19 protein-coding genes are annotated in these 19,359 nt (G+C 54.0%); 6 read left to right on the top strand and 13 right to left on the bottom strand.

Features of this window, described 5'->3' with window-relative positions; all coding sequences use genetic code 11:
- Window positions 1-474: 474 nt before the first annotated feature.
- The 3 genes from ACV22Z_RS33945 (at window position 475) to ACV22Z_RS33955 (ending at window position 4,187) form a co-directional block, all read left to right on the top strand.
- Complete coding sequence (locus ACV22Z_RS33945; RefSeq protein WP_448080622.1) at window positions 475-1,575, top strand: caspase family protein; 1,101 nt, start codon at window positions 475-477, stop codon at window positions 1,573-1,575.
- Window positions 1,566-2,912: a hypothetical protein gene (locus ACV22Z_RS33950; protein ID WP_448080623.1), complete on the top strand. Its 1,347-nt coding sequence runs from the start codon at window positions 1,566-1,568 to the stop codon at window positions 2,910-2,912. The genes ACV22Z_RS33945 and ACV22Z_RS33950 overlap by 10 nt, the downstream gene beginning before the upstream one ends.
- A gap of 231 nt (window positions 2,913-3,143) precedes the next feature.
- Window positions 3,144-4,187 carry a ComEC/Rec2 family competence protein gene (locus ACV22Z_RS33955; RefSeq protein WP_448080624.1) on the top strand — a complete coding sequence of 348 codons (1,044 nt, stop codon included), beginning with the start codon at window positions 3,144-3,146 and terminating at the stop codon, window positions 4,185-4,187.
- A 265-nt stretch (window positions 4,188-4,452) separates the two neighbouring features.
- Here the strand turns inward: ACV22Z_RS33955 and ACV22Z_RS33960 are convergent, their stop codons facing one another.
- Window positions 4,453-4,893 carry a transposase gene (locus ACV22Z_RS33960; protein ID WP_448080625.1) on the bottom strand — a complete coding sequence of 147 codons (441 nt, stop codon included), beginning with the start codon at window positions 4,891-4,893 and terminating at the stop codon, window positions 4,453-4,455.
- Window positions 4,894-4,907: 14 nt separating this feature from the next.
- Here ACV22Z_RS33960 and ACV22Z_RS33965 point away from each other — a divergent pair, with 14 nt between their 5' ends.
- Entirely contained in the window at window positions 4,908-5,123 is a 216-nt protein-coding gene (locus ACV22Z_RS33965; protein WP_448080626.1) for a hypothetical protein, read from the top strand.
- On the opposite strand, the gene ACV22Z_RS33970 is transcribed toward ACV22Z_RS33965, so the two are convergent.
- The 5 genes from ACV22Z_RS33970 to ACV22Z_RS33990 form a co-directional block, all read right to left on the bottom strand.
- On the bottom strand, window positions 5,092-5,583 hold the full coding sequence (locus ACV22Z_RS33970; protein ID WP_448080627.1) for a winged helix-turn-helix domain-containing protein: 492 nt from the start codon (window positions 5,581-5,583) through the stop codon (window positions 5,092-5,094). The two genes, ACV22Z_RS33965 and ACV22Z_RS33970, sit on opposite strands and share 32 nt — an antisense overlap.
- Window positions 5,584-5,705: 122 nt before the next feature.
- A complete protein-coding gene (locus ACV22Z_RS33975; RefSeq protein WP_448080656.1) occupies window positions 5,706-6,101 on the bottom strand; it encodes a hypothetical protein in 396 nt (131 codons plus the stop codon).
- Window positions 6,102-6,491: 390 nt separating this feature from the next.
- On the bottom strand, window positions 6,492-7,235 hold the full coding sequence (locus tag ACV22Z_RS33980) for an SDR family oxidoreductase (RefSeq protein WP_448080628.1): 744 nt from the start codon (window positions 7,233-7,235) through the stop codon (window positions 6,492-6,494).
- Between the two features lie 237 nt (window positions 7,236-7,472).
- Window positions 7,473-7,781, bottom strand: coding sequence for a DUF1427 family protein (locus ACV22Z_RS33985; protein WP_448080629.1), 309 nt, complete (start codon window positions 7,779-7,781; stop codon window positions 7,473-7,475).
- Window positions 7,782-7,801: 20 nt separating this feature from the next.
- Window positions 7,802-8,125, bottom strand: a complete 324-nt coding sequence (locus tag ACV22Z_RS33990) for a putative quinol monooxygenase (RefSeq protein ID WP_448080630.1) — start codon at window positions 8,123-8,125, stop codon at window positions 7,802-7,804.
- Between the two features lie 322 nt (window positions 8,126-8,447).
- Between ACV22Z_RS33990 and ACV22Z_RS33995 the strand changes: the two genes are divergently transcribed.
- Window positions 8,448-8,840, top strand: a complete 393-nt coding sequence (locus ACV22Z_RS33995; protein ID WP_448080631.1) for a hypothetical protein — start codon at window positions 8,448-8,450, stop codon at window positions 8,838-8,840.
- 142 nt (window positions 8,841-8,982) lie between these two features.
- On the opposite strand, the gene ACV22Z_RS34000 is transcribed toward ACV22Z_RS33995, so the two are convergent.
- The 7 genes from ACV22Z_RS34000 to ACV22Z_RS34030 all read right to left on the bottom strand — a co-directional run bounded on the left by ACV22Z_RS34000 (window position 8,983) and on the right by ACV22Z_RS34030 (window position 17,532).
- On the bottom strand, window positions 8,983-9,387 hold the full coding sequence (locus ACV22Z_RS34000; RefSeq protein WP_448080632.1) for a DoxX family protein: 405 nt from the start codon (window positions 9,385-9,387) through the stop codon (window positions 8,983-8,985).
- Window positions 9,388-9,870: 483 nt separating this feature from the next.
- Window positions 9,871-10,770, bottom strand: coding sequence for a LysR family transcriptional regulator (locus ACV22Z_RS34005; RefSeq protein WP_448080633.1), 900 nt, complete (start codon window positions 10,768-10,770; stop codon window positions 9,871-9,873).
- 189 nt (window positions 10,771-10,959) lie between these two features.
- Window positions 10,960-11,871, bottom strand: a complete 912-nt coding sequence (locus ACV22Z_RS34010) for a LysR substrate-binding domain-containing protein (RefSeq protein ID WP_448080634.1) — start codon at window positions 11,869-11,871, stop codon at window positions 10,960-10,962.
- Window positions 11,872-12,191: 320 nt separating this feature from the next.
- Complete coding sequence (locus tag ACV22Z_RS34015) at window positions 12,192-13,322, bottom strand: porin (protein ID WP_448080657.1); 1,131 nt, start codon at window positions 13,320-13,322, stop codon at window positions 12,192-12,194.
- Between the two features lie 67 nt (window positions 13,323-13,389).
- Complete coding sequence (locus ACV22Z_RS34020; RefSeq protein ID WP_448080635.1) at window positions 13,390-14,493, bottom strand: NAD(P)-dependent alcohol dehydrogenase; 1,104 nt, start codon at window positions 14,491-14,493, stop codon at window positions 13,390-13,392.
- Window positions 14,494-14,555: 62 nt separating this feature from the next.
- On the bottom strand, window positions 14,556-16,088 hold the full coding sequence (locus tag ACV22Z_RS34025) for a class I adenylate-forming enzyme family protein (RefSeq protein WP_448080636.1): 1,533 nt from the start codon (window positions 16,086-16,088) through the stop codon (window positions 14,556-14,558).
- A 28-nt stretch (window positions 16,089-16,116) separates the two neighbouring features.
- Window positions 16,117-17,532 carry an aldehyde dehydrogenase family protein gene (locus tag ACV22Z_RS34030; RefSeq protein WP_448080637.1) on the bottom strand — a complete coding sequence of 472 codons (1,416 nt, stop codon included), beginning with the start codon at window positions 17,530-17,532 and terminating at the stop codon, window positions 16,117-16,119.
- Between the two features lie 690 nt (window positions 17,533-18,222).
- On the opposite strand from ACV22Z_RS34030, the gene ACV22Z_RS34035 reads away from it, so the two are divergent.
- Complete coding sequence (locus ACV22Z_RS34035; protein WP_448080638.1) at window positions 18,223-18,867, top strand: TetR/AcrR family transcriptional regulator; 645 nt, start codon at window positions 18,223-18,225, stop codon at window positions 18,865-18,867.
- The last annotated feature ends 492 nt before the right edge of the window (window positions 18,868-19,359 follow it).

Genomic DNA, 19,359 nt, shown 5'->3' on the forward strand with positions numbered 1-19,359 from the left:
CATCAGCACAAGAGGTTGTCTTTTCGAATGCCCCCCCTGAATGCATGCCGGGCGTCTCCATACGATCCTCCTGGTTGCGTTGGTGCGCCGACTGAAGTCCGTTACAACCGTAATCCATAACGATTTCCTCCTCTCCCACGAAAGGAAGGCTGGCAGCAGCAGATCATGTCACTAGTAGTGCGAAATTATCCTTTCTCAATTTTCCTCCGCTCGAACCCGGGCCGGCCCTTCGAATGGAGAATTCGCCCGTTTCGCCACACGGGCAGCATGAAATCTCGACGATAGGAGCCACTCGCTCACAGCCTTCTTGACGATGGCGCAACAAGGCAGTACGCGGCTCAAGGTATTGGAACCTAGGTTAAAATCACACCTTCTATCGAAACAGTCCGTAACAAAACGATCTGCCACCACACGAAGGGCACATGGCGTCGCGCTGCATGCGAGGTAGCCACCACAATCGGGATAGTAAAAAATATGGGCGTCATCACAACTGAAGCCGCAAGAGTCGGGGGGCCGGGTCTTCACGCACTGGTCATTGGCGTCGGCGAATACACGCACACCAAAGACTTCAATTCGCTTACATCGCCCGTTGAGTCCGCGAAAGCGATGTCAACCTGGTTGCTCAATAACCACCGCTCTTCAGTTACCCACCTGCATTCGCTAGAGGTCTTGATCTCTGGTGACCCGTTCATCCATAACGACGACGTCTCGCGCGTTCCCACGCTCGAAAACATCACGGATGCCGTCAGAAGATGGCGTGATCGCGGTGACAGCCACGAGGGCAATCAACTGATTCTCTATTTTTGCGGGCACGGCTTTGCGGAGGGCGACAAAGCTAAGCTCCTCGCGTCAGACTACGGCAGTGATGAGGAAACGCCAGAAGTGGACCTCGTCGATTTCGAAGGTATCGTTCGAGGTCTCGAGAGCTGTAAGGCGCAATCCCAACTTTTTCTTATCGATACATGCCGCACGCCACAGGATGAAACCTTACGCGGTCACCTCGACAAGGGGCGGCCAATTCTCAAGCTAAAGCCAACCGACAACACTCCTGAACAGGCACAACTTTTTGCTACGCGTCTCGGCCAACAGGCCGGCGGCGATCCAGGGCAACCGAGCCTGTTCATGCAGTGTTTTCTCACGGCAGTTAAGGGACTGGCATGTCACTACGACAATGGCAAATGGCACGTTGGGGCAATTTCCCTGCTGAATGGCATCGCTCGCGCCATGAGGCTGATGGCGCCGGACGAGGACCAACGCCCAGCAGGCCAAAAAATGGCAGAAAACTTCTCGATTCATGAACCGGAAACGCCAGAGGTTCATGTCCACGTGCGCTGCCGGCCGGCCGAGAAGGCGGACAATTCGATCCTGAGAGTGTGGCAAAGCCCACAACTCAAGGGGCCACGAGGCCATTTGAAGGCGACAGAAACGTTCAATGGGCGGGACTTGGCTATAGTGCTGCCAATTGGTGGCTATACGTTTAAGGTTTCGCCTGCGATGGACCTACGACGGAGCAAAGGTACAAACTGGGCGAATGTTCAACCACCGCACACCGAGGTGAACGTAGAATGCCAGTAAACGTCTCATTCAAATATAAATCACCCTTTGGATTTCGCACGGGGTCCCGAAAGCGCCAAGTAATTGCCGACGTCCGAGGCGTCGACGTCGACGGTAAGCCAATTTCCGGGCAAAACTTGGTCATCAACCTGTCTCCTGATGGCTCGGTGCCGTCTCGACTTAGCCTGACTCCCGGGCAGTACGAAGTAGTAATGCGTTTGGGGTACGGTTTGTATGGGCGGGCGCAAGTTCGCGTCGATGAAAAGCGCGGCGTTGCGTCCCCCATTCTTTCCAATGTGAAGGTCGAAGCAAGGCTGCCCAAAGTCCAGATTCACTCGCTTGAGAAGCAAAAGGTACCGACAAAAAGCGTCAACACTGAAGTGGGTGAATTTCTCCATTTTCGGCCGTTTGTCAGTGAACCGGCATCAGAACTCTTGTCGCCCGTTGCCACGGCAGGACGCGCGATTAACATTGCGCTCGCAAGCGACTGCAATCTGCTGGCAAGCTTGTCGCGCACCGACATGACAGTTCACGAACTGGCGACCGCATACTGTGGAACTGTTGCAGGGATTAGCATTGGCCCTTATAAATCCCGGCCACACGCCGCTGTTGCTCTCACAAGTGGAGAGCTGCCTGCAACGTTTGTGGCATCGAATATCCGACGAAGCTACCTGCTTCTAGTGGAGGGCGACAAGCTCTCGAGATTGAGCTATCGGGTGGACAGGGATGTCAAAAGCCCTGAGAAGGTTCATCTATATGGTATATCCAAAAAGGGGAATCTCGCACGACCATTGCTGTCCCCAGAGGATGAGGCCTTAGACGCCCTGCTGCGTTACCAATGCTCGGGGGACATTCGTGCAGCCAAGCAGATTGCGTCAAACAGCCGCAAGCGTTTGAACAATCTGGCGAGAGCACCATTGTTTTCGCTCGCCTGCGCTTACCTGATGCCACGCTGGAACGAAACCGACGAGCGATTTCTCGGTGCGTTGGATTGGCTAGACGAACTTCAGAATGCGTTACCAGACTTGCCAGACCCGTCCATCATCAAAGCGGCAATTTTGGTTCGTCGCGCATGGACTGGACTGGATGCCAATGCACCCCTCCGCGACCGAGTGAAGCGGGAAGAACAGGCGCTAGAAATCGTGTCCGGCAGTCTGCACAAAGGCTGGCCCGCCATGCGTTTCGGTCTCCCACTGTTGTCCGAGGTGTTCGCGCGGCTAGTCGCGTCAATAGACGACGACGTAGTGCACAAGGATGAGAAAACATATCAACAGTTGACTCAAGCAGAAAAGCTCTTCTCATGGTTGAGCGGCCGCGTTGATATCACTCAAGCTTTTACATCGATAGAATTGTGGTGACTACACATGCGCTGCTGCTCGTCAACGACATATGCGACGGTTCAACGTCGCTACATTCGACGTGTCGCCGCACTGCACTGGCAAGGACGTACCTGGTTGCATGCATACGTCCTTGCCCAACGTTGCGATTGAGCGCATCGTCGACGTACAAATTGAATTGCAGCTAGCGTGCATGCACTGTGCGAGCTAGATGCTACCCAAGGTTCAACACCGCTCACATTTCGAGGCAACATGTTTAGTGTTACCGCGCTACCGGCGCTCTACGGCGACTCCCTTTGGATCGAGTGGGGTGACGAATCTTCCCCGTCAGTCGCGGTCGTTGATACTGGCCCCCCAGGTTCAACGGACGCTCTTTGCAGAAGACTCGACCTGCTGCGAGAAGCTGGCCGAAAGGTCAAACTCCTCGTTATTTCTCACATTGACCTTGACCATATCGGCGGGTTACATGAACTCGTCGAATCGGAGCGTGTTTCGCTCGACCTCTTTGAAGAAATTTGGTTCAACGGACGCGATCAGCTTGCGAAACCGCCGACTGAGAAGTTTGGCTTCAAGGAAGGAATAGCCCTACAAGAGCGATTGGCAACGCATCCTGGCTGGAACAAGTCATTTGCCGGCGAAGTCGTTTCGGTTGATGACACCGGCGCACTGCCATCGGTCACGATTGATGGCTTGACTGTGACCATACTATCTCCCAACCCGAAAAAATGTGAAGTCTTGTGTCGTGAGTGGGACGCTGCAGTCGAAGCAGAACGTGAGAAGGAAAGGAGTGCCGCAGAGGAAGCATCTAAGCCCAGGCGCGAAGTCTTTGGTCGGCGGCCCTCCCCCGCTTCGACTACGCAATACGACCGCTCACCGACAAACGGTAGCTCTATCGCACTGCATCTTCAGTTCGGCACGAATACCGTGGTCCTTTGCGCTGATGCCCATCCTGGCGTACTCGTGAGTAGCCTGAAGCGCATCGCCGCGCCAGCATCCGGCGTCTTCGACCTAGTTCAGCTCCCACACCACGGAAGTTCTTCAAATGTAAGCAAGCGGTTCCTAGAGTCTGCGCCAGCAAACAACTACCTGGCGTCATCCAACGGTACCAAGCACGACCATCCGCACGTTAGCAGCCTCGATAGAATGCTCGACTGCGAAACCTCCAGGGCGAGCAAGATTTGGTTTAATTACCCTAACATCGAGCATATTAACGACTGGTTCAAGAATCATACGTCGGCGTCACTTGTACGCTGCGACGGTGATGCTGAGCATGGTGCTGTGATAAAACTGGAATAGCCCTCGACGCAGCGCCACCCTCACCATCCAGTTTCGCGAGTGCCGCTGAACATCTGGATTGGGGGGCTGTCGCTTCTAGAAAGGCACCAGATTCTGACCGAGCGTTCGGGGCTGAACTGCTCTATCACTAGCCCGCTCCGCCCCAGGGGCCTACGGCTCATTTGATTCAACCACGATGGACGCTCACGACCAGCACTCCTGACTGCCTCCAAGTCGGGCGGAGGCAAGCCTCGGCTTATTGAGAATTCGGTAAATAACTGACATGTTAGAGATCCGGTTCAGCCTGCTGCCAGAAAGCTCGAATTAGTTTCATGCGATGCTGTATCGACCTCAGCCGTCGGCGCGCGAGCTCGCTTACCTCGGCCAGATGCGTGGGGCACCGGTTGGCAGTCTCATGCTTCTTCAGGCAGCCCCAGATGGCTTCGACCGAATTCAGTTCCGGCGCATAGGGAGGCAGAAATGCGATGGCGACCCGACCTTCCTGCACGTCGAGCCAGGAACGCACGAGCCTGCTCTTATGGATACCCGCGCCATCCCAGTGATCAGCAGCGGCTGGCCCATCTGTTGTCTGAGCACACTGACAGGAATCCAATGTTCTGTTCGCTCCTGACGGCGCCGGTGAAGAAGCGGAAATAGAAGTACCACCAAGACAATCCGTAAGCGTCCGACCGATGCCGTGGTTGACATCGCTATACTGGCCGCTCACATATGGGGCAAGCCATGGATTTTGATGTCGAACTCGAAGTATCCGAAGAGAACAAGCCGGCAGCGCAGGCGCTGGCTGGCGATTCCGACATCTGCTTCCACGTAAAGCTTTGCTGGGTCACCGGCGTCTGTCCTCTGTGCTCGCTGGTGCGGGTAACTGGGCATTTCTCGGACAGCCCGGTTTCGTCGATCAAGACGATCAGACATCCTTCGCAGCGAGCTTATTTTTGAGTGCAGGCCAGCTCTCTCGCTTCCATGTCACGATGGCCTGCTCGTCGCGTTGCAGCGCGCATTTCTCCAGCTTTTGCGGCGTGAAGCCGAGCTTGTGCAATAACTCCCAGCCACCGCTATTGCTGTACGTGACGCCGAATTCCCGCTCGATCAGGACGCGCACGCGTTTGACAGTCCAGAGCTCCGTGGGAAAGCCCGCCGCCAGTGCACCCTTGGCGAGCATCGCGCAAAGCACTCGGGACTGTGCGGCATCCAGCCACTTCGGCCGACCCAGCGGTTTGGCCTTGAGCTTACCGACCGCTCCATCGAGTTCGGCCAATTGCTTTGCCCATATGTTGACCGATTGCCTCGACACACCCAAGCGCCGCGCCACCTCGGCCTGTGGCACACCGCGCTTGAGCAGCCGTGCGCCCTCGATGCGTCGCCTTTCCAAAGCCTGCAGATCCCGCTTCGTTCCCATGCGGTTCCCCTCGACATGATGCCTGTCGATATAACGCACAAGGTGGCAATCGGTTGCCACACATTTACCGGATTCTCAATTGGGGGCTTTCTGACCGAACATCACCGACAAAGAATACAAATTTAGTCGCCGGATTCTACGATGAGCTCCGGATTCAACAATCGGATCCGCTGATCGACGAAGTACCCGCCACCTTCCTGATAGCGGAGATACATCCGGCCACATAGGCGACATCTGCTCACGACGCACCGGTTATACGGAAAATAGCGAGCTGCAATCGGCGCGTCGACTGACCAGTAACGCGTACCGGCCGGATGATATTCGCTGAAGGTGGGTTCATGTTCGCCTGGCGCTACAAGAGTCGCAAGATCCTCCAATTGAGTCAATGGAAGTGATAGCGGCAGACTCATCCAGCCCTCAAGCGACGTCTTCGTGCAGGTACACGACTGTGATGCAGTCGGCGACAGGACCGTCAATTCCAATAGCGCGGCGTGATCGAGATACGGAAGATCGCTCATAATCATGGCTTGCGGCGAGAAGAATACGCCCGAATTGTAGCCGCACCTGGTGCTCGATGCGTATCCAAATAGGTAAGCACGATCGCGCAGCGACGTTGGGCGACCAACATATCATCGCATGGTGGCTTTCATCGCTTTCGCGCTCTCTATCCCGCGCTGACCGGAAGGCCAAGGACCTCAGGCCGCGCGGAATAGACAGTGCCATCGGGCTAGCGCAGTTTTCGAGCCTCGTCGCTGAATGATCCGACAACCGGATTATTCAGGATGAGATGGCTAAAGCAGATGGCGACAGTGATGAGGGTGGCGACACGGCCTTCGACAAGGAATCGACACTACCCTTGCGACACCAGTCGCCACCCCAATTGGGACAACTTCGACGACGCAACATTCTCAAGCGGTGAATCCGCCGTCAATAGTCAAACTCGCGCCCGTTACGAACGCGGCCTCAGGGCTGGCCACATAGGCGACCATACCTGCAATCTCATCGGCCGTCGCGTGGCGCTGCACAGCCATGAGGTTGTGCAGGGCGTCCGCGAACTCGCCCGTTTCCGGATTCATGTCAGTGTTGACCGGGCCGGGCTGAACATTGTTCACAGTGATGCCCTTGGGCCCCAAGTCACGGGCGAGGCCTTGAACCAGGCCCTGCAGAGCCGACTTGCTCATTGCATATGCGCTACCGCCCGGAAATGGCATACGTTCGGCGTTACAACTGCCTATGTTGATGATTCGGCCGCCCTGCCCCATGTAAGGCAATACCGCTTTTGCGCCAACAAAGACTGAGCGGACATTCACCGCCAGAGTCTTGTCAAAATCTTCCAGCGAAAAGCTATCGACGGTACCCATCAGTAGCACACCTGCGTTGTTGATCAGGATATCGATCTTGCCCAGAACGCGCGCTGCTTCACTGATTGCAGCAGTAAGCGCAGACGCATCAGCAACATCCGCTTGCAGTGCAAGCGCCCGGCCACCGCTTTTCTCAATGCTATCCGCTAGTTCCCTTGCCTCCACACCCGAGCTCTGATAGGTGAAGGCCACGGCGGCACCCTCACTGGCCAGACGGCGGACAACAGCGGATCCGATACCGCGTGCGCCACCAGTGATGAACGCAATCTTTCCCGAAAGACGTGATTCCATGATGAACTCCCGTGATAAAGATGGCTACAAAGTACGGTAGTGACGAACGAACAGCACCACTCTTGGTGCCACGCCACACCCCGGCCCCTACGGCGCCACAAGTCGCGACGTGCAGACCAAATCTGTCATTCACGTCGACCCGATGCTGAAAACTAGCGATGGCACCACGCACCACGCACCACGCACCACGCAAGCGTTACATAAAATTTCTGAATGACTGTGTCCCGCCAACTACGTTTATTTATCTTCGCTGGTGCGATTGTCCTCACCGCTATATCTAGCCACCTGCACCCATCGAGTTTCAAATTTCGGATTCCTGACGATACGTTCGTCCGGCCCGCTCGTATTCTGCGTTCGAAACACAAAATTAGTAACAAGCTCGCCTGAAATCACTCGCCTTGCAATCGGCACGCTTTGTTCACCCAGAAGTATCCCGAGCAATCCAATTAACGCGACCACCGGTGGTGCCGGCGAACGTACGCCGAAAAGGCCATATATCACGCCAACGAGTACGCCCGTTGCCACTGAAAGAAGATACATTTTCATAGTATCGAAGCTCGATCGACCTACTTAGCCCTACGCTCGAAACCTCGAATCGGCTCGAGCCATTCGAACTTGCGGTCAGCCTTCAACAGGCTATTGAGCTTGCCCTCATAGTCGACGCGGTAGGATCTTGTCAGATGATAGTCCATGAAGTACTGCGCACTGCATTCCCACGTTTCGTAAAGGACCAGCGTGTCGGGATCGTCGGCAGACCGATGAAGATACGTGTTCACGAAATCCGGTTCCTTCGACATTTCGTCAAGCACCTTCACGAGGCTTGAGTAAAGCTCCTCACGCGCCTCAGGCTTACCCGGGAGGTGAACAATGAAGGAAATGGTATCGCTCATGGCGTGGCTCCTGTGTTTGGACATGCGCACGTTACGCCGTGGTCAGGATAGCGTCCGACAATCGAGATGCTCGGAGCAAGTTGCGAGGCAACTTCGGCGATACGGCCCCGAGAAATTTTGCGGTTCGCTGGCCGGCGCTCAGCGGCGTTATGCTGGCGCCTTCGTCCGTGTTCGATTCGACGGTAGCGCCACAGTAAGGATCATGCCGGCAACTCTCAAGAAATTTCGACATAATCTACTCCGCGTTGACGTTACGGTCTGGGACGATGAATAGTATTATGCCCCCCTCCGATGCCAATGCTGTTCGACGCAGCAAAGCAAAATGTTCGATTTCATCGAACAACATTGCGCTGACTCGCCGCAAAGTCTGAAAATCGAAGCGACATATGCCAGTCGTGAGCGTGCTAAGGCACGTGATCTGCAACTCATTTCCGACCAACTTACAACGCCTTCAATTGAAAAAAATCCCACGCTACAGGGCGATAAGCGTGGGCAAAGGCCTGAATGGCCTAACAATCAGACCATTCAATTTTGTCATGGCCATCTGCATTATAAATTCACGGCCCCCTCATATAATATGATCACCCATCATCCCAATTCATCACACACACAAAAAAACGAAAAAGCAATCTCACACATCACCATCCAAAATTCAACAATCACAGCACCAATCATACCGCCCCCGATCAAATTACCACAAATCGTACTTAAATAGCCATTGGAGCGCATTCGCCTGGATACACAAAATCTGCATCGTAGCATTTGCATTCGACCAGCACCCACCTCCACGTCAAAGCAACACCTTGATTTTCACTCCAAGCAATTCATCTTAAGGTCATCAGAAACTCGTTCGTTGTTTACTCTTTATCAAGAGAAAATTTTCCCGGCCCGATTACTACAAGCAACATCATTCCACCGGAGATGCTCAAATTTTTATAAAAATTAACCATAGCCATATACCGAGCCATCCCAGTAAGTGACCAGTAACGGTGCCCAATCAATGCAGCCAAGAGGACATAAACTGCAAAGATGAACGCTACCGGACGCGTATAGAATCCCAGAACAATGAGGACGCCGCCAAAAAGTTCACCGAGCACAGCGACAACCGCAAAAAGCGGCGGGAGCGGGACACCTGTCGACGCCATGTACTGCACTGTCTCTGGAAGACCCACCGCTTTTTGCCAACCAAACAGTACAAACAGGATCATCAGCAAAAAACGCACGACGAGTAAAATTCCATCTTTATACTGCTCTATATTCATACACTTTATTATCGGCATCGTCAAATGGCAGTAGAATTGCAATTTCAGCTTCGCCCCATCCTTTTTGTCTATGGCTCTCAGCGAAGATTTCTTGTTACCTTCATCAATCACTGTGTCAAATGATTACAGTCTACCCATCTTCTGCGAAGCGCCAATATTTACAATCATTATTTAATGTCTCACTGCGGTTGACAATGCCAACCAACCGCCCGATTTTATTCGAGTACGTTTCTATCCCCAAGCTCTATAACATGACCTGAGGCCATCATCCGTAAGCTCTCATGGTGCCGGCAAGGCTCTCCGATCCTTTCCACGCGAGTCATGCCAATGCGCGCAACTTCTGCTTGTGGCATCAATCGTTTTCAGCACTGCGCCAAGACATGTCGGCGCCCTCTATACCAGTAGCATCGATGCACAACCGTGCCGATCGCACAAGTCACGTTTGCAGCGAGCGCTCGAGACGTGGTCTAACGCGGTACCGCATCAATCTGCCAATGTAGTTATGTCACCCTGACCATTCCGCCACACAAGGTCGACGAAGCGCGAAACGACCGTGTCCCGTGAACTCCTTTTGTCTATGGCGATAGAGATGTCAATAGAACTTTGAGGCTGCAAAGGTCGATATACAACGCGATCGCATGCCCTATCGACAAACGAACGCGGTACGATGCAAAGTCCCAGCCCCGCCCGAGCGAACTCGATTCTCAAGTACGAGTCACTCACGTGAATAGCGGAATCTGTGCGATGCCGACTCAGCAGCTCCGAAACCTTTAGATCAATTTCGCCTGCGCCGCCCATAGCTGCGCCGAGGAGTCGCTCGTTGGCGATGTCCTCAACAGTCACCGCTGCTTGGTTCGCGAGCTTATGGTGATGCGACATGGCTACATGCAGCGTCTCACTGCATATAACTCGCGTGTCCAGGTCCACATCCTCGACGGCACCGATCAAGAGCCCAACATCAATCCGACCCGTCTTAAGCCCGTCAATCTGTTTGCTGGTTGGAAGTTCTATAAGGTCGATATCCATTTCCGGGTATAGACGTTGAAACTGGCCTGCGGCGTCGGGGAAGAACGCCAACGCTGATGCTCCATCGAAACCAACATTTATCGAACCAATTCTTCCTTCCGCTGCACGTTGGACAATGCGCACACTTGCTTCTGTCCTCACTAAGATTGCTTTCGCTTCCTCGACGAATGCGCGTCCGGCGCGAGTTAGCTCGACATTTCGGGTATCGCGAACAAACAATAGCGCACAAATTTCCGCTTCCAGCGCTTGGATTGCACGTGAAACGGTCGCCTGCGCGACTCCGAGACGACTTCCTGCTCGTGCAAAATGGAGCTCATCAGCGACGGTAACAAAACATTTGAGTTGCCAAAGTTCCATCTTTTAGGGGGTGCTTCGCATTATCTTGGGGACATACATGGATTGGAATACATGCCAAATCCACGACCACTTTCCGACTTGCGCACTTAGCCCATATTGAGGCACTCAACATTAGCTAGCTTAATCTGGAGCGCCTCGCATTCCGCAAAAAAACAGTATATTTTTATTACGAATACCATCCACCGAAGATTACGATTTAGTCAAGTGGATTGGCACCGTGACATCCTGAATAAGCCTGTCTGCGATGAAATTGATGAATGTGCGCAATGTTACAAATGCCTCACGATGCCTAGGAAATATTGCACTGAGGCCTATCGGCGGTGGAGCAAATGTTTCAAGAACGGGAACAAGTAACCCGCTTTCAATTGCCGGCATCACAACAAAATCTGGTAGCAACGCTACGCCAAGACCGGCAACTGCTGCATCTCGCACGACCTCACCATGATTCGCCACGAGCGGACCATGTACAACTATTGTTTGACACACGCCATCGATCTCAAACTTCCAATTACCACGCCACTCCTGACCGTCGAGCAAACATACGTGATCGTGCAGATCTAATGGCGTTGATGGGGTCCCTCTCTCACGTATATATGTTGGACTGCAACATGCAATCATGCGCGAATGCCCAAGGTTACGCGCCACTAGCGTTGAGTCCTCCAGCGCCCCTAGGCGTAACATAAGATCGAATCCCTCACCAATCGGGTCTACGCGTCTGTCGCTGAAATCAATCTGAATCCGAACGCCGGGATGTATCGAGAGAAATGCCGAAACTAACGGTGAGAGATATGTGATGCCGACCGAAAGTGGCACACTTATCCTCAACGACCCATGAAGCTCTGTCCGACGAATGGACATAGCCAGTTCAGCGTCTTCGACCTCCGTAAGAATGCGCTGTGCACGCGAGTAGAACTCACGGCCCGATTCCGTCACGGCAAGCTTGCGGGTGTTACGATGGAGTAGGCGCACGCCAAGTGCAGCCTCAAGCGCCACCGTTCTTCGACTGACATATTGCTTCGACATCTTGAGTTGATCTGCAGCTAAAGTGAAGCTGCCTGCATCCACTATCGCAACAAAGACTCGGATGTCGTCGAATTCCATAGCGTGTTATTTGACTATTGTGTTACTTTCGTTTTTCGGAAAAAAATTTGTAGATCAACAATGCAATGCCAATCAGATGAGACTCACCCATCAGCTCCGCTCCCAAGAAATCCCACGGAAAAATCATCATTTGGTGTACCGGCCCCTACAATGGATATGATTCAGAATATGATAGCAATCGACATATCGCCACTTCAACCTCAACCCATTTGAAATCTTAAATCAAACGACTACGAATCTAAAATTAATCTTTAATCCGCATCGAGCCGCAACGAAATACATCGCGACTCGAATTTATGCACCTCTATTATGTGATGCAGTTAAAAGTTATGCCTAATTCCGACCATGAAACCACTCTGCCCCTCACCCGGCGCCGGATCCGCTCCTATCGGGCTACTACCGCTCACAGGCACCTTCGCCAATCCATGATTCCAGACGTGACCGCCCATAAGATAAACCGACGTGAGTTTCGAAATAGAGTAACTAATACGTGCCGCAACCACTTCCGAAGTGTCGTCGCTGCTTTTGTATGAAAGCTTTCCGCCTTGTACTACGAAACGCACAGCGGGCGTTATCAAATAACTTGCTCCGATGTACAGCAAGTCACTTTGACGATTAACAGGATTACCGTCATTGATTCGACGGACGGCGCCGCCACCGATTGTAAGATTCCCAATCGATCCATATGCGTTCAAAGTTGCACGGGAATCGTGCAAATGGCTTGAAGACAGACCGGCGGTCGCGGTAGGGCCGCCAAAAATTCGCTCGTACGAGGTAGAGACGCCCCAGGTATCCGTGTCGTAGCGCAGCATAAACGAGTAGTCTCGGCAAGCGTTACTATCAGTGGGAGCACGACCACCGCAATTGGCCCCGCCAGGCGGCGCCACACTGTCCCGCCCGAAGCTGTATGTGGCACCGAAATCAAATCCGCTAAATTTCACACGATAAGCAACTGCGTTATCCACTCGCGCGTTTGCAAGATAGGGATCAAACACGCCAACCGTGTACGCGCTAGGCCCCATGACATCGGCGCCTGCGAACACCCAATATGACATCGTGTACTGGCGACCAAGAGTCAGCGTACCCCAACGGTTAGACGATAGACCGACGAACGCCTGTCTGCCAAATAGTCTCCCGCCCTGGTTCAATGACCCTTGAGAAGGTGCGAAGCCACTTTCGAGGGTAAACACCACTTTGTTTCCACCGCCGATGTCTTCTGCACCCAAAAGACCCCAGCGTGATGGGAAACTGCCGGTTAGGGTTGGCATTCGCCAAACCTTCTGGCCAGTAGCGCCAACGTGGTTAATGAACTCGATTCCCGTATCGACGACACCGTACAGGGTGACACTTGACTGTGCAAACGACATATTGGCGATTCCGAGCAGAAGAGCTGCAGCCCCAACCTTTACAGGGTGAGCAAACGTGCCTCCTACAGTTCTCCTAACCAACATCATTATTACATTGCTCCTACGAGATGATTGTTATATTTACTTCCGGTCCACTTACTCCTTCAGACACCTAGGGTGTGACGATGGCCTTCAAGACCTCTCCACGCTCCGAGGCGATGACAGCCTCGTTAATCTGGTCCAGTGAATATTTGGTGATGAGTTGGTCGAACGGGAACCTTCCTTGACGCCAGAGCTCAATCAATTGAGGAATAAAAACGTCCGGCACACTGTCGCCTTCGATAATTCCTCTGACCGACCGCCCAAAGAGAATGCTATTGATGTCAAGCGAGACTTCAGTACCTAGCGGCGCGACGCCAACGACACCGCACACGCCTGTAAGACGTAGGCAGTCGACCGCTTGACGAAGAACCTTTGGAATTCCCGTGCATTCGAGAGAATACTGGACTCCCTCGCCCTGAGTAATCGCAGTTATCTGCGAAACGGTGTCGCCTTGTGCGCCATCGATCAGATGCGTAGCGCCAAACTTTTCTGCCAAAGCGAGCCGGTCCGGATTAAGATCGACCGCGATAATAGTTGTACATCCGACCACGCGAGCGGCCATTACGGCTGCGAGGCCGACGGATCCGGCTCCAAAAATTACGATGCTGCTTCCCGCCCCAGGTTTCAATGCGTTGATCACTGCGCCGGCGCCGGTCTGGATACCACATCCCAGCGGACCCATGATCTCAATCGGCACATCGTTTCGAACCTTGACAACGTTGTGCTCGGTGGCGAGCGCGTACTCGGCGAAGGAAGATTGCGCAAAGAAAAACCCGCTCAGTTTGCCACCGTGCGCGAGGCAGCAGGGCGAAGATCCGTCTGGTCTAGTGCCTGAGAAGTTCCGCGCATACAGTTCGGAACAGTATCCATACATCCCCTTCCGGCAATTGGTGCAAGTACCGCAACTGGCGTATGTCAATACAACATGATCACCTGGTGCGACCTTTGTGACGCTCTTGCCTACCTTTTCGACAATGCCTGCCCCCTCATGACCGAGCACTGCCGGAAGGGGCGTCGGAAAGTACTGGTCACGCACAACGATGTCTGTGTGGCACACACCCGCGCCCAAGATCTTTACTAAGACCTCGTTTTCTCGCGGGTCGTCCAATTCGATGTTTTCGACGCGAAACGGTGCCGACTTTTCCCTCACCACTGCTGCCTTGATTGTCCGCATGTCCTTCTCCAAAGTAACAAGTTACGATTCGTGTTGGCCATCGGCCTAGCGCACTGTCGTATTCAAGAGGCTTCAAAAGCCGCTCGTAACATCCTTCGCATTACCTTCCCGGTGCTGGTCTTTGGAAGATCGTCGACAATCTGGAATGCCCTTGGGACCTTGTATGCAGCCAAGTTCTCACGGCAGTGTTTTTCAATATCGCTCAGATCAAGGGCTACGCCTTGCTTTGGCACGATATAGGCTTTCGCAAGTTCACCTTTTTCCACATCCGGCACGCTGCCTACCGCCACCATCGCCACGCCTTCATAAGCAGCAATCACGCGTTCCAGTTCGGCTGGGTAGATATTGAAGCCTGCAGTAATAATCATGTCCTTCAGACGATCAACAACGAAAATGAAGCCGTCGTCATCAATGTATGCTACGTCACCAGTCCGCAACCACCCCCCTTCAAGGATCGTCTGAGTGGTTGCTTCTGGCTTTCCGAGATATTCCTTCATCACGATCGGGCCGCGAATCTGTAGTTCGCCCACTTCGCCTGATGAAAGCATGATCTCTGGGTCCGTCTGCGATGCGATACGCACAAGAACATGCGGAAGCGGGATCCCGATTGAACCGATTCGACGCGGCCCGTACACGGTATGCGTAGCTCCGAGACCACCAATTTCTGTCATTCCCCATAGCTCGATAAGAGGACAACCGAATCGCCGCTCGACTTCTTGAAGCTTTACCGCCGGCATTGTCTGGCCACCCACCGTACAACGCGTTAGCGACGACACGTCAAACTTGTCCAGGTCCGGATAATTCAGCAAATACATGTACATCGTCGGCACACCCTCGAAGAGGGTGGCCCGATAACGCTGAATGCTTTCCAGTATTGCTGTTGCGTCGAATGTCTTGTGGAGCACCAACGTCATTCCGCAAGCAACGGCCGAATTCAACACGATGTTTCCATAGACATGCGAACACGGCAGCGCGCTCACGACGGTATCGAGTGCGGACCGCATGTGCATTGTGGCCGTCATACCTGTATTGGCAACTACCGATTCGTGCGTGAGTACCGCACCTTTCGGATGACCGGTAGTCCCCGATGTATAGCAGATGGCCCAGCTATCGCTTGCATCAACATATGCGGGACGATAATTTCTATCGACGTCCTCAAGAAGGATCGAATCAAAATCTTGTGCCCAGAATGGGATGTCTTCCCCGAATGCGATGGCAAGTTCCACCTTGCTGTCTTCGGGAAGGGCCGCATAGAGGCCCGCAATACGGTCGCCGGTGCCAATGACGAAGCGTGCACCGCAGTCCTCCACCGCAAACGCCGCCTCAGCCGGTGTAAGCATAAGGTTCAGAGGATTAACAACTCCGCCAACCTTCGCTATTGCGTAGTACGAAATCACCCATTCCGCACAATTTGGGGCATAGATTGAGACTCGATCACCCTTGCATAACCCGAATCGCTCAAGACGACTAGCCAGCACTGTCGAAAGGGCATCCAGCCGTTCGAACGAATAGCTCTGATCCTCAAAGATCAGTGCCGTTTTCTCTCCGTACTTCTTTGCGGATTCCGAAATAAACTCTGCTACCGTCAAAACCACGGCACTTCTCCCTCAACGGACAATGACCTTACACTTTCGAAGAAACTCGTCGAATGGTTTGCATGTTCGTGTATTCCGCGAGACCATGAAGCGAATTCTCAATTCCAAGTCCGGATTGCTTATGTCCGCCAAAGGGAATATGCGGGGAGAAAACGTGGGATTGATTGATCCAGACGGTGCCAGCCTCGAGACGGTCCGCAATTGTTTGCGCCGTATGCAGATCACGCCCCCACACCGATGCTGCAAGACCGTAGCTCGTGCGGTTCGCGCGCTCGACAACATCATCGGCATCGCGCCACTTCATCATCGGCAGAATCGGTCCGAATGCTTCTTCCGATACACAACGGGCGTCCTCAGGCGGGTTGTCGATAATCGTGACAGGGATGAAATAGCCAGGGGTACGTTCGACGGCCCCGCCAAGCAAGAATGAATGCCCTTGAGACGCTGAATCTTCCAAAAGATTGCGAACCTTGTCGTATTGCATCTTATTTTGCAGCGGTCCGAGTTTCACCCCCTCTTCAGACGCATCGCCGACCTTGACAGTCTTCGCATAAGCCACCAGTTCGGCGGCCACGGAATCATAAATTTCTTCATGCACGTAGAGCCGTTTGCACGCAACACAGAATTGCGCACTGTTGGCAAAGCAGGTCCAAAAGAGATCCTTCGCGATTTGCTTCGGGTCGACGTCAGGAAGCACGATTGCTGGATCGTTACCGCCGAGTTCGAGCGTCAAGCGTTTGAGGTTACTCGCCGCGCTGCGCATTACCTGCTTTCCCGTCGCCGTCGACCCAGTAAACGAGATCTTTCCAATGTCCGGATGCTCAGTCATCCATTGCCCAAGATCGTTGTCTCCCGAGAGCACATTCAATACGCCACGGGGAAGCACGTCGCGGGCAAGTTCGCCGAACCAGAGCGTACAGAGCGGCGTGTAGGGAGAAGGCTTGAGAACCATCGTGTTTCCAGCAACCAGAGCCGGCGCCACCTTCCAGATCGCGAGCAGAAGCGGAAAATTCCATGGAGTGATTGCACCCACGACGCCGATCGGCGTATGACGCGTCAGAATCTGCTCGCCGTTTTCGGATTCACGAATCTCTTCATCGAGCCGCTGTTTCGCGATCTCGTGGCACCAGTAGACGCACCCGTTGATTTCCCATTCAGCCGCGTCGCGGCTCTTCCCTTGTTCAGTGCAAAGCAGCGTAACGAAATCGTCGAAGTTTTCCTGAATTTTCTTTCCGAGTTCGTTTACAAGTGCAGCGCGAACATCAACGGAGGTCGCGGACCAATCGGGGAAGGCATGTTTGGCCGCCGCTACAGCTTCCTCCAGATGCAGGCGCGAGGCAATCGGCACGCGGCAGATTTCGCCCTCAGTGGCGGGATTGATCACACCCTTCGAATCAACAGCTGTGACCGCCGCGCCGTCGATCGTCATCGTTAATGCCTTCATCTTGCCGTCTCCTGTTCTCGCAAATATTGAATTCCGATACGTCGTCAAGCGAGACGCGCGAGTCGCATCGAAACGATAGTGAAATTCTCAGAGGGGGATTATTTGCTCGCGACTCGAATCAGCCGCTCGTTCACAATGGCAACAGGGCGATCGATTCAACGCTCATATTCGAGCCAGCCGCTCTGTGGCATGTCACCACCATCCCATCGCCGTTGACCGAGATGCTGCGACCCATCGGAGGCCTCGCCGGCGCCAACCTCTCCCGCTCCCGGATCCAGCGTCGGCGACGCCGTAGAGACGTCCATGCGACGTGCCTCGAGTAATAGCAAAGCCAGCGCACAGCAAGTCATCCCCCCTCCTGTATCAACGCACCTGTCCAGTCCGCACTTTTGCCTCTAAGATTCGTGGCCTTTGTCGCATCCTAACGAGCACGCGCCGGCGGTCCGTCAACACGTCCAGACAGGGATGCGTTCTGAATGCGCATCGAATTCAACGCTGCGCATCCACCAACCCTTGCACCACGAAATCATGTAATTAAACACGTTCACTTAGCGTAGGGGTAGCGAGTTTTGGTGTCAAGGAACGCGGCATGAGGGTATTCCCCGGGCGGCCTTTTGGTCCACATCGAGGAGCGACGTAGCGTCCGATGAGGCGGTATACTTCGATCCCCCGCGACGACATATCACGACCTTGAGCAAACGCACTTCTCCCGGTGACCTGAGCAGAGCAAAAACGCCTGAGGGCAAGGCTCTGGTACGACAGGCGTTCATCGACGCCGGGCGGCGGCTCTTTGCCAACGAACAACCCTCAAAGGTTTCGTTAAGGCGCATTGCGCAGGAGGCCGGATATTCGCCCGCGTCGATTTATCAGTACTTCCCTGACTACCAGGCGCTCATGCTTGCCATTCGTGAGCTCGATCTCAACGAGTTCGCCGAGAAGCTTGAGCAAGTAGCTAGCCGCACTAGAGACCCAGAAGAGCGTGTACGCAAGCTTGCAAAGTGGTCGGTCAAGCACTGGCTCGCACATTTAGATGAATTCGATGTGCTGTTTTCGCGGATGAGCAAGCTTGGTAACGCGTCGGACGAAGAGCCGTACGGACAGTCACCAACGGTGAATCGCGCGCTGAACGTCTATTACAATGCCGTGGACGCACTATTCGAAGCGGGCGCGCATCCGCCGATTGCAAGCCGCCTCGCTGCTGACACGTTGATTGCCACGACTTACGGCATTGTGTCCTTTCCGCGCGGCACTCCTACCATGGCTTGGTCGGAGCCGTACCAGATGGCTGAGAATGCCATCGACGCACTCGTGGACAGTTGGCTTGGCGCGCAGTAGTCAATCGTCAATTCGCTGGCTTGCCAACATCCCTATCTAGCAAGAATGTGAATTGCGCCCAACAACGGCATGATTCTCACGGTACCTCTCCGGAGGCCACCCTGCCCAAGTGGCGCAGACGAGCATCCGATGCGCCCCCCTCCCCCAAATCCCCACTGCTCCACATGTGAACTGCGCGGCGTTCGACACAGCTTTGCGTGAGCGACGGGACGCCGCAGCCCGAATGAGCAAGCGCGATCGTTCACGCTCCGAATCGACTGAGGCGAGACGCTCCTGGTTCCCACAGAACGACACGTGGGTCGTCGTCAGATAAGCAATCGCAACTCTTGACAAGGCAACCACGGTCGTCGCGGATACCGCATCGATCTCCACATCCATCGCATGCAGCCCCGGGGCTACGCGGCAAGCATCATCGGTTGCCGATCAGGGCCCGTTTCTTCCCCGAGCGCCGTGCATAGGGGGCGCAGAGCCCCCGGCGGTCGCTGTCACTAG

The organism is Burkholderia sp. PU8-34, from assembly GCF_053427725.1.